General features: G+C 61.2%; 13 protein-coding genes. 11 read left to right on the top strand and 2 right to left on the bottom strand.

The window, feature by feature from the left end:
- Positions 1-106: 106 nt before the first annotated feature.
- Together ACGHEN_RS08895 and ACGHEN_RS08890 are read right to left on the bottom strand one after the other, a co-directional pair.
- A complete protein-coding gene (locus ACGHEN_RS08895) occupies positions 107-1,246 on the bottom strand; it encodes a DUF389 domain-containing protein (RefSeq protein WP_390398856.1) in 1,140 nt (379 codons plus the stop codon).
- Between the two features lie 215 nt (positions 1,247-1,461).
- Positions 1,462-3,165 carry an OPT/YSL family transporter gene (locus ACGHEN_RS08890; protein ID WP_390398854.1) on the bottom strand — a complete coding sequence of 568 codons (1,704 nt, stop codon included), beginning with the start codon at positions 3,163-3,165 and terminating at the stop codon, positions 1,462-1,464.
- A gap of 202 nt (positions 3,166-3,367) precedes the next feature.
- On the opposite strand from ACGHEN_RS08890, the gene ACGHEN_RS08885 reads away from it, so the two are divergent.
- From ACGHEN_RS08885 to ACGHEN_RS08835, 11 genes are all read left to right on the top strand, one after another.
- Positions 3,368-4,219, top strand: coding sequence for a type III pantothenate kinase (locus ACGHEN_RS08885; protein WP_390398851.1), 852 nt, complete (start codon positions 3,368-3,370; stop codon positions 4,217-4,219).
- 82 nt (positions 4,220-4,301) lie between these two features.
- Positions 4,302-4,826 (top strand): deoxycytidylate deaminase, encoded by a 525-nt coding sequence (locus ACGHEN_RS08880; RefSeq protein WP_390398849.1) that lies wholly within the window; start codon positions 4,302-4,304, stop codon positions 4,824-4,826.
- Between the two features lie 176 nt (positions 4,827-5,002).
- Entirely contained in the window at positions 5,003-5,281 is a 279-nt protein-coding gene (locus tag ACGHEN_RS08875) for a NifU family protein (protein ID WP_117847995.1), read from the top strand.
- A 109-nt stretch (positions 5,282-5,390) separates the two neighbouring features.
- Positions 5,391-6,212: a prolipoprotein diacylglyceryl transferase gene (gene lgt / locus ACGHEN_RS08870; RefSeq protein WP_390398846.1), complete on the top strand. Its 822-nt coding sequence runs from the start codon at positions 5,391-5,393 to the stop codon at positions 6,210-6,212.
- A gap of 146 nt (positions 6,213-6,358) precedes the next feature.
- Positions 6,359-8,542: a DUF6020 family protein gene (locus ACGHEN_RS08865; RefSeq protein WP_390398844.1), complete on the top strand. Its 2,184-nt coding sequence runs from the start codon at positions 6,359-6,361 to the stop codon at positions 8,540-8,542.
- A gap of 171 nt (positions 8,543-8,713) precedes the next feature.
- A complete protein-coding gene (locus ACGHEN_RS08860) occupies positions 8,714-9,520 on the top strand; it encodes a YebC/PmpR family DNA-binding transcriptional regulator (protein WP_117734266.1) in 807 nt (268 codons plus the stop codon).
- A 166-nt stretch (positions 9,521-9,686) separates the two neighbouring features.
- Positions 9,687-10,232 carry a hypothetical protein gene (locus tag ACGHEN_RS08855; protein ID WP_390398842.1) on the top strand — a complete coding sequence of 182 codons (546 nt, stop codon included), beginning with the start codon at positions 9,687-9,689 and terminating at the stop codon, positions 10,230-10,232.
- The gene (locus ACGHEN_RS08850) at positions 10,225-10,602 is read left to right on the top strand and encodes a DUF2273 domain-containing protein (RefSeq protein ID WP_233504040.1); all 378 of its coding nucleotides are present in this window, start codon (positions 10,225-10,227) and stop codon (positions 10,600-10,602) included. Before ACGHEN_RS08855 ends, ACGHEN_RS08850 begins: the two co-directional genes overlap by 8 nt.
- 44 nt (positions 10,603-10,646) lie before the next feature.
- On the top strand, positions 10,647-11,162 hold the full coding sequence (locus ACGHEN_RS08845; protein WP_271740112.1) for an Asp23/Gls24 family envelope stress response protein: 516 nt from the start codon (positions 10,647-10,649) through the stop codon (positions 11,160-11,162).
- 205 nt (positions 11,163-11,367) lie between these two features.
- The gene (locus tag ACGHEN_RS08840) at positions 11,368-12,390 is read left to right on the top strand and encodes a YitT family protein (RefSeq protein WP_390398838.1); all 1,023 of its coding nucleotides are present in this window, start codon (positions 11,368-11,370) and stop codon (positions 12,388-12,390) included.
- 150 nt (positions 12,391-12,540) lie between these two features.
- Positions 12,541-13,854: a zinc-ribbon domain-containing protein gene (locus ACGHEN_RS08835; protein WP_271740116.1), complete on the top strand. Its 1,314-nt coding sequence runs from the start codon at positions 12,541-12,543 to the stop codon at positions 13,852-13,854.
- Positions 13,855-13,989: the final 135 nt, after the last annotated feature.

The following is a 13,989-nucleotide window of genomic DNA, read 5'->3' as shown; positions in this document are numbered from 1 at the left end:
GAGCGGGGCGCAGGTATGAACTGCACCCCGCAATTTGCTCGTGTCCGTATCGCGTCTGCGCCTCGTCGTAGCTTGCGTCCGTGCGAGCATTCGTCCCGCTCCGGCATCACTTCACATCGAACTCCACGCGATCGAGTTCGGGCACGTTGAGGTCGATGAGCTTGCGGGCAACGCGGCGGTCGTGCGCCCCAAGCGTCTCGCTTGTCGTCACATGGGCGACAATCTCGCGCTCGACGATACCCTCCTCCTCGCCTTCGGTGGCCGAGGTCTCGACGGCGACGGTGTAATCCTTAAAGCCTGGCAGTACCGCGGCAAGCTCGCGCGTGGTTTCGGTGACGCCGTAGCCGTCCTGCACGCCGGCCTGCGCCGAGCCAATAGACCCCGTCGTCATAACGATGCAGGGGATGGCAAAGACTACCGTGCCCACAATGATGCGGCGGCGCACCTTGCGCGATAGCTCGTCGACCTCGGCGTTTTCTTCAGCAGTCACAATACCGTCGCCGTTCAGGTCGCGCTTGAGCGGCACGCGCAAAAGAAGCAGAACGGCTTCGGCCGCCAGCGCGATAAAGACGACGTTGATGCCAAACTCGTAGAGGGCCGAGAGAAACAGCGACCCGCTTGCGATGGCGATGCCATAGCCCGCCGCGCACAGGGGCGGCATGAGCGCGGTCGCCACGGCCACGCCGGCGATGAGCGTGGCAGGTTCCTGATCGCGCGAGTTGCCCAGGCCACCCGCAAAGCCGCCCGCGAGCGCGACGGCAAGGTCCCACACAGTCGGTGTCGAATTGTCGATGATGGCGGCCGTGGTGGTGCCAAGGGGCGAGAGCTTAAAGTACAACGTGGACGTGACCAGGCAAAAGGCCATCTGTAGAGCCAAGCCCGCGACGGCTTCGACGGTAATCTCGCGGTCGAGCGTGGCGATGCCATATGCCATGGCAAGGACCGATCCCATAAGCGGGCAGATGAGCATGGCACCTACAATGGCGATATCCGAGTCGATATCGAGGCCGATGCTCGCGATCAACATAGCAATGATCAGGATGCATAAGTGCGAGCCAGTCAGGCGCGCCCCGTTTACAAAGCGTTTGCGAATCACGTGATAGGGCGCGCGTCCCTCGCGAATGTTGAATGCCTGCTTAAGGAAACGGGTGGCATTCTCCATGGCCTCGCTGTGTGCGGGGCGTATGCCATGGCGCCGATGATGGCGCTCGCGCAGTCGCTTGAGCTGCTGTTTGTCGAGTTCCATGTCCACCTCGTATTACCGCAGGAACGCGGGTGCGTTCGCAGCATGTACTCTACACCGTGACGGGCGGGGCGGTCATCTTGACATAAAACTTAGGCGAGCGGGCAAAGAAAGACACGCCACATGCGGGCGCTGCTGAGGGTTTCGGCAGATACAAAAAAGCGCGGGGCCGGATGGTCTCCGACCCCGCGCTCTGCACGGACACGTTGTTGTTCGGCCTACCCCAGCAGGCTCAGGCCCACGGAGACAAACGCTAGGATAACGCCGACGATGGACTCGCCGCCGAGCAGGCCGCTGGCGACAACCAGGCCCTGTTCCTGGAAGGCGGCGTCCTTGGCAGCCCTCTCCTCGTCAGAAAGACCAGCGGTGGCGTCGCGGTGGGCGGACCACTTGTCGTAGGCGAGCTTGACGCAGGAGCCCAGGAATGCCGTGAGTGACATGTAGAACGGCAGGTACACGCCCAGGCCGATCATCATGGCCGGAATGCCGAGCCAGTACATGACGATGCCGGCGATAAAGCCGCCAACGAACCACGGCACGCTCGGGATGCCCGAGACCATGGTGGCGACAACGCTTGCCTGCGCGGCAACAAAGCTCTTGTCGGGGCCAAAGGCGTCCGGGCCATAGGCGGTGACGAGCGCGACCATGACGGCTGCGGCGACCAGGGCGCCCACGATGCCGCCAATGGCCTGGCCAATCCACTGCGCACGCGGGTTGGTGCCCAGCACAGCGCCGGCCTTAAAGTCGTTCATGACGTCGCCTGCAAGGCCGCACGCCACGGCTACGATGCCGGCGATAAAGAACAGCTTGACCTGAGCGATCTGTGCGAAGGCTGCCACGATGAGCATGACGATGAGGCCAAAGATCTCCATGGGGTCGATGCCCGTCTGGCCGCAGCTCTGCGCGCTCATGATGGTGGTGACAAAGGTGAACAGCGTCACGATGACGGCCGGGACGGGACCAAGGTCGAGCGCGATGGCGACGATCACGGCGATGGCGGCAGCGCCCAGGCCGATGATGCCGGCGTCGAGCTTAAGGGAGCCCGAGATGAGCGACTGCTCGTCGGTGTCGGTGGAGCTGTCGGCGGCAAGACCGCGGACGATACCGGCGACCTGCGGCAGGATGTCCTTGAGGACGACGGCGACGCCAAAGCCCATCATGAGGCCCATGCCCAGGGACTTGACGATGCCCTGCGCGGTCACAACATCGAACAGACCGGCAGCGGTGCCGCCCACGATGATGCCAAAGTTGCCCAGCAGGGCGCCGGCAAACCAGAAGGCGACCGGGGCGAAGCCCACGAGGAAGCCGACGGAGAGCAGCATGGGCGAGTTGTAGATACCAAAGGTCACGCCGGGAATGTTGAGCGTGCACAGCATGCTGGGCACTACGCCCAGGGCGTCGCGCAGCACGCTGTAGATGCCTGCGATGGCCATGGAGCCAAAGAGCTGCTTGCCGGTCTCGCCGCCGGCCTCGGTGGCGCGCAGGGTCTGAGCTGCAGCGTTGCCGGTGGGGAACTCCAGCGCGGCGTCCACGATAAAGTGACGGTGGATGAGCGCTGTCGCCAGAAGGCCCAAGATGGTGCCGGCAAGCGCCACGATAAACATGTCAAGCCAGCTGATCTGGTCGGCATAGCCCAGCATCCAGGCGCCCGGGATGGTAAACGCCAGGCCGCCGGCGACCATGGCGCCCGCAGACATGATGGTGTGGGTGACGTTGGCCTCGTTGAGGCTGGCGTTGCCCATGAGCTTCAGGAAGAACAGCGAAATGACGGCAGCGAAAATGATTGGCCAGGGGAGCGCACCCATCTTGAGGGCGGTATAGGCCGAGCTTGCCGTGATGATCACGCAGCCAAGGACGCCGATGACGACGCCGCGCAGCGTGAGTTGACCGCGCATCGAGGTGCGGTTCGAGGGATTGCTCATATAGAACTCCTTTGCGTATATCCGCTTCCCCCGGGAGCGCCGCTACGGATACGGCGCGGGAAGTCGGGTTACCAAGGGCCGACGCGTGAGCTCGCGTACGACCGCGCATCAGTATAGCCGCAAGGTAGTCAATTTGGGATGGGGCTTTTTAGCTGGTTTGGGTAGGCGATATACTGCTGGGCAGACGAAAGGAGCGCCGACGATGCTTAATGGGTGCGCATATATATTGACGGTCGACGTGGGCAACACATTCATTCGCTTTGGCCTGTTTGCCGAGGATTCGGCCGCGGCGCAGGAATGCCCGCTTGCGACGTGCGAGATCACGACGCCGTCGAGCATTACGGCCGACGAAGCGCGTATGCGTCTCGCTCAAGTCATGGCCGCGCTGGCGGCCGATGCGGGCATGCCCGGCGCGCTCGTGCCCACGGCGGCCGTGCTGAGCTGCGTAGTGCCGGCGCTCGAGCGCCCGTGGAAGGCGGCGCTTTCCCGCACCTGCACGGGGCGCGTGCTCACCGTGGGGCCGGGTCTCAAGACCGGCATGCCCGTGCACTACGATGATCCAGCAGAGATCGGTCCCGACCGCATCGCCGACGCCGTGGCGGCCCGTGCCGTCTACGGCTCTCCGTGCATCGTGATCGACCTGGGCACTACGACCAATATCGAGGTCATCGATGCGCACGGAACCTTTGTCGGCGGCGTCATCGCGCCGGGCTTGGCACTTGGCGCCCGCTCGCTTTCGGCCGCTGCGGCGCGCCTGCCGCAGGTCGAGCCCTCGGCACCCACGCATGTGATCGGTCGCAACACGCGCGAGGCCATGCGTTCGGGCGTGGTCTTGGGCGAGGTTGCCCGCATCGACGGCATGCTCGACATGGTGCTTGCCGAGATGCGCTCGACCAAGGCGGCGGGGGAGGGTATCGTGCCCATCGTCATTACCGGCGACGATGCCGAGGCGCTCGCTGCGTTGGTCGGCCACAGCCTGACGGTAGACGACGCACTGACGCTGCGGGGTCTCGCCGAGCTGTACCGCATCAACCAAAAGCCTCGTCGCGCGTAGGGCGAGGGGCTGGTGGGATAAGCGCCCCCACCTTTCACCTGCTACAATGGGTCAAACTATTGCGATTTCGGAGGTGTCTGCCATGTCGGACGATCTTCATCAAACCACGTCGGGCAAGCGCCGCGACGTTATTAGCTGGGACGAGTTCTTTATGAGCGTGGCCATCGCCGCGCAGCGCCGCAGTAAGGACCCCAACACGCAGGTGGGCGCGTGCATCGCCAGCACCAACCACCGCATCCTTTCGGTGGGCTACAACGGTACGCCCTCGGCACTCAACGACGACTTTTTCCCGTGGGGCACGAGCGATGACCCGCTACAGGACAAGCACAACTACGTAGTCCATGCCGAGGCCAACGCCGTGCTCAACTACCGCGGCTCGCTCAAAGACCTTGAGGGTTCCACGGTCTACGTCACGCTGTTCCCGTGTCATGACTGCGCCAAGATCCTGGCGCAGGTAGGTGTGGGCGAGGTTGTCTACCTGGACAATAAGTACGCCGACACCGACGACGGCCGCATCAGCCGTCGCATTCTCGACTCCTGCGGCATCAGCTACCGCCAGGTCATCGTCGATGTCCACATCGGCACCGGGGAACAAACTCGGCAGTAGCGGCAGCGTGTGCTAGCGCCGGGCGTCGGCAAAAGCAGCTAAAAAAGCCCCGTCCCAAATTGACTGCTCGTGAAAGTCGTGTCCGCGCGCATGGACGGCTCGTGAGCGGGTACATGGCTGTAGTAACATAGCTCTGTCCGCGGGCGCGCCCGCGTTATTGTGAGAAAGGAGCCCCTGTGGCTGTTAACGAAGAGCTGCTTAAGAAGGTTCTTGAGGAGATCCGCCCCAACCTGCAGGCTGACGGCGGCGATATGGAGTATGTGGGCGTCGACGACGAGGGCGTCGTCCAGCTTGAGCTTCAGGGCGCCTGCGCCGGTTGCCCCATGAGCGCCCTGACCCTGTCCATGGGTATCGAGCGTATTCTCAAGGAGCACGTACCCGGCGTTACCCGTGTCGAGCAGGTCAATGCCTCCGGCGAGACCGAGGACCTGTACGACGAGTACGCGCCGTTCTAAGAAGCGAAAGCTGCGGGCGGCGTACTCCGCATAGACGTTACGCCCAAATATGCGGCTGCGAGCGAAAGGACCGCGGCCGCATTTGTATGTAGGGAGTAGGAGGGTCGACATGCTCAACGACTTCTACCATATGCTTGATCCCGTCGCCATTTCGGCGGGGCCCATCACCATCTACTGGTACGGCTTGGCCTATGTGGTCGGAGCTCTGTTCACGGCGGTCGTCATGTACCGCACGCAGCGCCGTTGGGGCTTCGACATTACGATTGATGACCTGACGAGCGTCGTGGTCGGCGCGGTCTTTGGCCTTATTATCGGCGCGCGCCTGTTTTACGTCGTCTTTTACGGCGATGGCTACTATTGGACCCACCCGCTCGAAATCTTTGCCACCAACGAGGGCGGCATGAGCTTCCACGGTGGCCTGGTCGGCGGCATCTTGGGCGGCATCATCGTGTGCCGCATGTACAAGCTCGATGCGTGGACTTTGGCAGACCTCGCGGTCATCGGTGCTCCGCTGGCCCTGTGCCTGGGGCGCTGCGCCAACTTTGTCAACGGCGAGCTGTGGGGCAAGCCGACCGATCTGCCCTGGGGCGTGGTCTTCGGCGGTACCGCGGGCGATATTCCACGTCACCCCTCCCAGCTCTACGAGGCATTTCTCGAGGGCATTGTGCTCTTCTGCATTCTGCAGGTGTTCAGCCGCAAAAAACCGCTGCTGCCCCAGGGTACGTTTATGGGCGTGTTTGTGATGGGTTACGGCATCGTCCGCTTCCTCATTGAGTTTGTGCGCGTGCCCGATGCCCAGCTGGGCTATCTGCTGGGCGGCGTCATCACCATGGGTCAGCTGCTGAGCCTGCCGCTCGTAATCGCAGGCCTGGCGCTCATCATCTTCGCCCGACACCGCAATCGCCCCCAGCGCATCTACCTCGACGCCTAGCCACCACATGTCACCACAAGGGGGACAGGCACCTTTGTGGTGGTTTTGCCGGGCAACGATGACAGAACCGTAACGTTTCCCCAGATAAAACCTGCCAAAATAAACCTGTCCCTTTTTGGCAGGTTTCTAGAAAGGCTATTCGGACTGTGAAGGATTCCGACCTCTCCGCAACGGCTGCGCGCGACGCCGCCCGCATCGTTTGGTTTAAGCGCTATCCCGCCAAGCAGACGCTCATCGCATTTTTGCTCGCGCTGTTGGCGACCACGGCGTTTTCCATCGATTCCGCCCCGGTGTCGAGCAACGCAGTCTTGGCAATTGACCCCAAAGCCTCGGGCATGCTGTACGTGTGCTACGAGGTGCTCCTCTCGTTTGCCGGCCATACCGACGCGGTCATGCTGCTTGCGCTTGCCTGCCTGCTTACGCTGCCGTTTCGCTACGTATTCTTTGGCCGCGGTGACGCTTGGCGCCCGTCGGTCGTGCTGCCATCGCTGTTCTTTGCCGTTTGCATGGTGTTCGGCCGTAGCTACGACCTTACCGATTCGGCAGAGATTGTGCTGGGCGACAAGGCACGCGTTATCTGCGCCTGGATTGGCGGCGCGGGCTGGATGCTTCTGGCGATTGTGGCCTTCTATCTGGCTTTTGAGTTTTTGGATTGGTTGAGCTCCCGCCGCATTCCGTTTTCGGAGACCCACTTTGGTCGCGTGTGGCGTGTTGCCCACGCCGTGCTCTCGGTCCATCCCTTTGTCGGGCCGTTTCTTGTGCTCATGATTGCCTGGGCGCCCACGCTTATCGCCTCGCTGCCCGGCCTCTTTATGGGAGATACGGGCGCGCAGATCCGCCAATGGTTCAACTACCCCAACGGCACGAGCGATTACCTGCGCCTGCTTAACCCCAACGTGCTGCTCAACGGCCATCATCCGGTGGTGCACACGGCCATCATCGGCTCGTGCGTGCAACTGGGGCTTTCGCTGTTCAATAGCGCCAATGCGGGCCTTGCCATCTACACCTGTGCCCAATTTGTCATCACGGCCGCCTGCATGGCCTATTCCATATCGTCGCTGCGCAAGCTGGGCGTGAGCCTGCCGGTCCGTGGCGTCACCTTGCTGTTCTTTGCGTTTATGCCGATGTTCTCCAACTATGCGGCGCTGCTGACCAAAGACGTGCTGTTTGCCGATGCGTTTTTGGTGCTGCTCGTTCAGACCGTCAAGCTCGTGGCATGTGGCCTGCCCCGTCGCGATGCCAATGCCAAGCGCGCGGGCGAACAGGCGCCTGTGCTCTTTGCACGCTACGACTGGCTGTTGCTCGTGCTGGGTGCCATGGGTTCCACGTTTTTGCGCAATGGCGGCCTGGTCTTTCCGTTGGCGGCCTGCGTGATTGCGGCGGCGTTTTGCGCTTGGGACGCGCATGTGGCCCGTCGCGTGGCCAAACAGTCTGGCGTCACGCCCTCGTACGCCACGCCACGCTTCCGCTGGGTCGGCGTGCTCGCAGTGCTTGCGCTCTGCCTTGTCTCCAACATGTATTTCACCAAGGTCTTTATGCCGGCGCACGATATCACGCCGGGCTCCAAGCGCGAGATCCTCTCGATTCCGTTTCAGCAGACGGCGCGCTTCGTCCAAAAGCACGACGGCCTTAATTCGGGCGTTAACCCCAAGGTCAAAGACGATGGCACGATTGAGGAAGCTCCCTGCGACGGCTTGGTGACCGATGAGGAGCACGCTGTGATTGATCGCGTGCTTAAGTACGAGAACCTGGGTCGTCGCTACAACCCCGACAAATCGGATGCCGTCAAAAACTGCTTCAATGAGTACGCCTCGCAGGAGGACATCAAGGCCTATTTTAAGGTGTGGGCCCAGATGTTCAAAAAGGACCCCGAGTGCTATATCTCGGCGCTCGTCAATAACTACTACGGGTACTTCTATCCGAGCGCTCGCGATGCGTGGGTCTACAGCACGGCGCGCAGTGCCGAGATCATGGCGAAGCCCGATAACCTCAAGTACTTTGACTTCCATCCGGTCGACAGCAAAGCCGTGCGCTGGTGCGACCACCTGATTAACCTGTACCGCGTGGCGGTGCAGCGCATTCCGATTATCTCGCTCACCATGAGCTCGGCCACCTACGTGTGGATCATGATCATCGTGGTGGTCTACCTGTTGCGCCGCCATTCGTGGCGCGCGCTGGCCATCTGGATACCGCTACTGGGTGTGCTCGCTGTGTGCCTGATTGGTCCATGTAACGGGTCGACCTACATGCGCTATCTGTACCCGGTCATTGCATGCATGCCTTTCGCCATCGGCGCCACGATCACCCGCAGCGACCGCCTGTGGACCTAACCAAAGATTGGCGCATTGGGGTCAGGCTGCTTTGTGCCAAGGGGCTGCATCATCACGACGCCTTCATTTTGGGGTTTATCTTGCAGGCCGGTAGGTATATCATAACGACGTTTGTTTATATTGCCCGAGCATTCGCGCTGGGCTTTAGGTCGAAACCGATAGGAGACACGTATGTCCGGACACTCTAAGTGGGCCACAACCAAGCATCGTAAGGGCGCGCAGGACGCCAAGCGTTCCGCCCTCTTCTCCAAGCTCAGCCGCAACATCACCGTTGCTGCCCGTCTCGGCGGCGACCCGCTGCCCGAGAACAACGCCAGCCTCGCCGCTGCCGTTGCCAAGGCTAAGGCTCAGTCCATGCCTAAGGACAAGATCAAGTCCGCTATCGATAAGGCCTTTGGTTCGGGTGCCGACGCCGCCGTCTACGAGAACATCGTGTACGAGGGCTACGGTCCCGCCGGTGTTGCCGTCTACGTCGACTGCCTGACCGACAACCGCAACCGCACTGCCGCCGACGTCCGTTCCGCCTTCTCCCACGCTGGTGGCAACCTGGGCACCTCGGGCTCCGTCGCCTTCCAGTTTGAGCGCAAGGGCCAGATCGTCGTCGCCAAGGAGATCCTGGACGAGAACGCCAAGAAGGAGACCATGATCGCCAACGGTGCTGCCGGTGACGAGGATGAGTTCATGATGGCGATCGCCGAGGCCGGTGGTGAGGACTACGAGGACGCCGGCGAGGAGTGGATCGTCTGGACCGCTGCCAACGACGTCATGGCTGTCTCCAAGGCACTCGAGGAGCAGGGCGTCCAGGTCAAGGGCTCCGAGACCACCATGGTCCCGACCACTCCGACCGAGGTCTCCGGTGCCGACGCCAAGAAGGTTCAGCGCCTCATCGACCGTCTTGAGGAACTCGACGACGTCCAGGATGTTTACAGCACCATGGACATGACCGACGAGGTCATCGCTGCCCTCGAGGAGGAGTAGCGCCCGCACGGATTGAGCCGTGCATATCTGGGCATAATGAAGCGAGCATGCAAGCCTCGTGGAATAGATGAGCCGGATCCGCGTGCGTAGAGCACCGGACCCGGCTCTTTTATAATGATGCGAACCGTTTTGCATTTCGAGAGCCGAGATTTGAAGGGAGCGCCGCGTGCGCGTACTCAAACGAGCCCTAGCGATTGTGTATCTTGCCGCCGCCATCGTGGCGCTGGGTACGCTTGTCTGCCAGTTTTGGGGGCCGTATACGTATCGCTTTATGCTGCTGATGCGCGATCCGCTGCCTCGCATCGTTGTTACGGCGTGCGGCGGTGTCGTGGCGCTCGGCGTGCTCGTGGGTTTCTTCCGCCTGATGTTTGCTCGTCGCGAGCCGTCCTGCGTGCATCCGGCGGGGGAGCGCAATATCGAGGTTACCCTTGCGGCGCTTTCTTCGTGTGCCAGGGCTGCTGCCGAGCGCGACGACCGCGTGATGGTCGAGCATGTCGAGGCCCGCGTCCAAGGCCCCGACGATTCGCACGTCCGATTTAAGGTCGAGGCTATCGCGCTTGACGATAAGGACGTGGCATCTCTGGCTACCGCGATGCAGCAGCGCATCGAGGAAGCTTGCGACACCATGCTCGGCACGCCGGGTACGACCACGCGCGTCCGTTTTTTGCCGTCCAAGACTACCGTCCAGACCGTGGAGGTTTCCGGTGAGTGATACCAATCAAGATAAGACCGCTCGTACGCCGCGCCTGACGATTGACCAGAGCGCCACGCCGGCGAGCGAACCTGTTGATTCCAAAGCAGAGGCAACCGAGTTGCAAGACGCAGCAGCCGCGGATTTTGACGAGGCTATGGGTCTCATCAAGGGTACGGGGGCGGCTATCTGGAGCTATGCCGTCCGTCATCCCAATACCACGCTCGGAGCCGTCGCTGGTTTTGTGCTCGCCGTGTTGGTGCTCACGTTGGGCCTGTGGGACACGCTCGTCATTGCATTCTTCGTGCTGATCGGCGCAGTGATTGGCCAGATTCGTGACGGCGAGAACGGGATCGTCAACTTCTTCGGTCGTCTGTTTAGCGGTCGCTAATATGTATTCGACTGTCGCATCCGCGGCAGGCATAAGGAGGAACCATGGCTTTTAATACGAAGGTCGATGTAGCCGATACCGAGCTCGAGGCAGACGAGACCGTCACCGCCGAGGCCGAGGATGTGACGCTCGAGGATGAGGCGCTCGTCGAGGCCGAGTCCGATGCTGATGAGGACGACGAGGAAGCGGACGAGTCCGAGGACTCGCTGACCTATTCCAACGGTGTGATCGAGAAGATCGTCGCCATGGCCACCCGCGAGGTACCGCACGTCCTGGGCATGAAGGGCAACCTCATGCACTTTGTGCAGGAGCAGTTTGGTGCCGAGAATCTGACCAAGGGCGTGACAGTCGAGGTCACCGATGACAACCGCGTGGTCGTTAACATTTCCGTCATTATCGAGTACGGCGCCTATGCGCCCGCGATTTTCGACGACGTTAAGGCGCGCGTGACCGAGCGTCTGGCTGCGATGACCGGCCTTGAGGTGGCAGGCGTCAACCTGCGCATCGAGGATGTTATCACCCCCGAGGAGTACGAGCACCGCACCAACCAGCACGAGTAACCTACCAAAAAGGGATGTTTATTTTGGCAGATTTTATCTGCGAAAACGTCAAACGGCCGGTCGCACGGATGTATGTGCGGCCGGCCGTTATTTGTATGCCCCCGATGTAGGCATACCACTCGTCTAACTAGGGGTTGCAATCGTCGCGTTCCGCGTTACCCTAATGGGCGCATTGTTTCCAAATTGTTAACGAGGGGTTGCCGTAATGGCTGACGAGCGCGAAACAGAAAGCAAGGCATGGGCGATTGAGGCCGCCGCGGCAGAGGCGGCATCGCGAGCTGCCGAGGAGCTACATCGTCCTCCCGTGGTGCCGATGGAGCGCGTGGTCGATCGCACCGATATCGAGCGCGGCGAGCGCGCCGGCCGCAAGCGCAGCCAGGAGCCAGGCTTTCCGCGCTTTTTTGCCGAGCTCAATCTGGGCCTGATCCTCACGGCGTTCGCCATCGTGGCCTTTAAAACCCCCAATCACTTTGCCTTCGGCGGCACCTCGGGCGTGTCGGTCATTCTGTCCACGCTGTTCCCGACCCTGCCCGTCGGTGTCTTTATGTGGATTATCAACGCGGTTCTCGTCGTCTTGGGCTTTATCTTTTTGGAACGCAAGGCAATCCTGTGGAGCGTCTTCGCCTCGTTTGCGCTTTCGGCCTACGTCTCGCTGTTTGAGCTCTTCATTCCGTCGGATGTTTCGATGACGGGCGATATGTGGCTCGACCTGTGTTTTGCCGTCATCTTGCCGGCGCTGGGCAGTGCCATTGTCTTTGACATTGGCGCCTCGACGGGCGGCACCGACATCCTTGCCATGATCCTCAAGCGCCGCACGACGCTCGAGATCGGCCGTGCCCTGTTGCTGGTCGATATCGGCATCGTGACCATCGCGGCTTTCCTGTATGGCCCGCGCGTCGGTCTGTACTGCGTGCTCGGCCTGTTTGCCAAGACGCTTGTGGTCGACAAGGCTATCGAGAGCATTCACCTGCGTAAGGTCTGCACGATCATTTGCTCCGAGCCCCTTAAGGTCGAGGAGTTTATCGTCAAGCATCTCAACCGCACGGCGACCATCAGCCGGGGCTACGGTGCCTTCTCGGGCAAGTGTGTGACGGTGATCATGAGCGTGCTGAGCCGTCGCGAGGCCGTGCAACTGCGCCGCTATGCGCGCGAAGTCGATCCGGGTGCCTTTATCACGATCGTCGATAGCTCCGAAATCGTCGGCAAGGGCTTCCGCGGCACGAACTAGCCCGGGCGTACCCTTCGAATCATTGAATAAAGCCACCTGCGTTGCAAATCGGTCATCTTGGGGTATTTGTCCTCACATTGGGCGATAATGATGCCAAAGACACCGTTTGCGATCCAGGTGATTCGCTCTAGATACGAAGGGATGATTTCGATGTTCTGTTCGCAGTGTGGCGCCCCCATGGGCGATAACGACAAGTTCTGCGGCGTGTGTGGTGCCCCCAATGCCGGTGCTGCAGCTTCCGCCCCTCAGGGTCAGCCTCAGCCTCAGCAGTTTGTTCCTCAACCTGTCGCGAACGCGTCCAAGGGCTGCACGGCTCAGGCGTTTGAGGATATGACCAAGACTCCGGGCGTGCTGCAGCGCGTGTGCCAGATTGCCTTTTTGCCGGCGCTTATCTGTGTCGTGTCGGTACTCGTGCTGTTCATCCCCGTTATCGGCGGTATTGCGGCTGCCATCGGCTTTTTGGCTGCCTACGTGGCGAGCGTGTGCGGTTCGGGCTTTGGCATCGAGTGGGGTCGCGACCTGTCGCTTAAGATCGATGACGGCATGGGTCGTCCGTTGATGCGTTCCACGTCGTTTGGTCTCGGAATCTTTTCGAGCGTTATTTCGGTCGTGCTCGAGGTTATCGCTGCCATTCCCATTATCGGTGTAGTGCTTTCGCTGGCGGAGGGCGTGGTAATTGGCGCCGCGGGCTCGTATTCTTATTACGGCTCTTATGCGCTCGAGGCTGCGCTGTTTGGCTCGCTTGGCCTGCTTGTCCTGGCGCTAATTGCCTCGGCGATTCTGGGTGTCTTCTTTAAGATGTTCGCCGACATTGCCGTGATGCACTTTGCGGTGACCGGGCGCGTCGAGAGCGCGTTTTCGCTCGATAAGGTCTGGGCGGCCTTTAAGCACAACAAGACCAAGCTGTTCTGTGCTTCGTTCCTTCCCGAGTTTTTGACGGGCCTGGTTTCCAACGCCATTACGTGGATCTTGACAGCTGTCTTTGGTGCCATCGCCGGAATTGGCGCGTACGGCTATTACTATCGCCCCACGGGTATCGAGGCGATTGTTACCGCCGGTGGTGTCACGCTCGTATTGTTCCTGGTGCTGATTGCATTCGTCACGGTGTTCCTTACGGTCTTTGGCAAGATGCTCAAGCACCGTGCCGTTGGCTATTGGGCTGCACGTTATGCAAGCGAATGGGCCGATGAGGACAAGGACGACGTTTTGACTTTTGTGCTCCCGGGTGAGAAGAAGCCTGCTCCTGCGGGATTCAATCCCACGGCAGCCACTGGTGCTGCGCCTGCCCCGGCGCCCGCGCCTGCACCTGCCCCGGCACCCGCGCCTGCCCCTGCCCCGGCACCTGCTCCTGTCCCCGCACCGGCGTCCGAGGCGACGCCTGCGGAGCCCGATTGGGATGCCGTTGCCACGCCGGCGGATGAGCCGGGCGATAATCCTGCTGCCGAAAACAATCAAACCGAATAGCCGGTCGAGGCGCCCTGGGCAACTGAGCCCGGGGTGCCTTTTTCTACTGCGAAAGCAAGAAAATGCCTGGGAAAACGGTTGCAGCAAATTTTCTCGGAAATTGGTCAATGTTGCGCAACAACGTCGCGGCTATTG

Source organism: Collinsella sp. i06-0019-1H4, assembly GCF_042849575.1.
Lineage (GTDB): Bacteria > Actinomycetota > Coriobacteriia > Coriobacteriales > Coriobacteriaceae > Collinsella.
This window is presented reverse-complemented; position numbering and strand designations above follow the sequence as displayed.

Coding starts and splice junctions, on each gene's coding strand:
- ACGHEN_RS08840 (WP_390398838.1), top strand. CDS start 11,368: ATGGCTGACGAGCGCGAAACAGAAAGCAAGGCATGGGCGATTGAGGCC.
- ACGHEN_RS08895 (WP_390398856.1), bottom strand. CDS start 1,246: ATGGAACTCGACAAACAGCAGCTCAAGCGACTGCGCGAGCGCCATCAT.
- ACGHEN_RS08835 (WP_271740116.1), top strand. CDS start 12,541: ATGTTCTGTTCGCAGTGTGGCGCCCCCATGGGCGATAACGACAAGTTC.
- lgt (WP_390398846.1), top strand. CDS start 5,391: ATGCTCAACGACTTCTACCATATGCTTGATCCCGTCGCCATTTCGGCG.
- ACGHEN_RS08845 (WP_271740112.1), top strand. CDS start 10,647: ATGGCTTTTAATACGAAGGTCGATGTAGCCGATACCGAGCTCGAGGCA.
- ACGHEN_RS08890 (WP_390398854.1), bottom strand. CDS start 3,165: ATGAGCAATCCCTCGAACCGCACCTCGATGCGCGGTCAACTCACGCTG.
- ACGHEN_RS08885 (WP_390398851.1), top strand. CDS start 3,368: ATGCTTAATGGGTGCGCATATATATTGACGGTCGACGTGGGCAACACA.
- ACGHEN_RS08880 (WP_390398849.1), top strand. CDS start 4,302: ATGTCGGACGATCTTCATCAAACCACGTCGGGCAAGCGCCGCGACGTT.
- ACGHEN_RS08860 (WP_117734266.1), top strand. CDS start 8,714: ATGTCCGGACACTCTAAGTGGGCCACAACCAAGCATCGTAAGGGCGCG.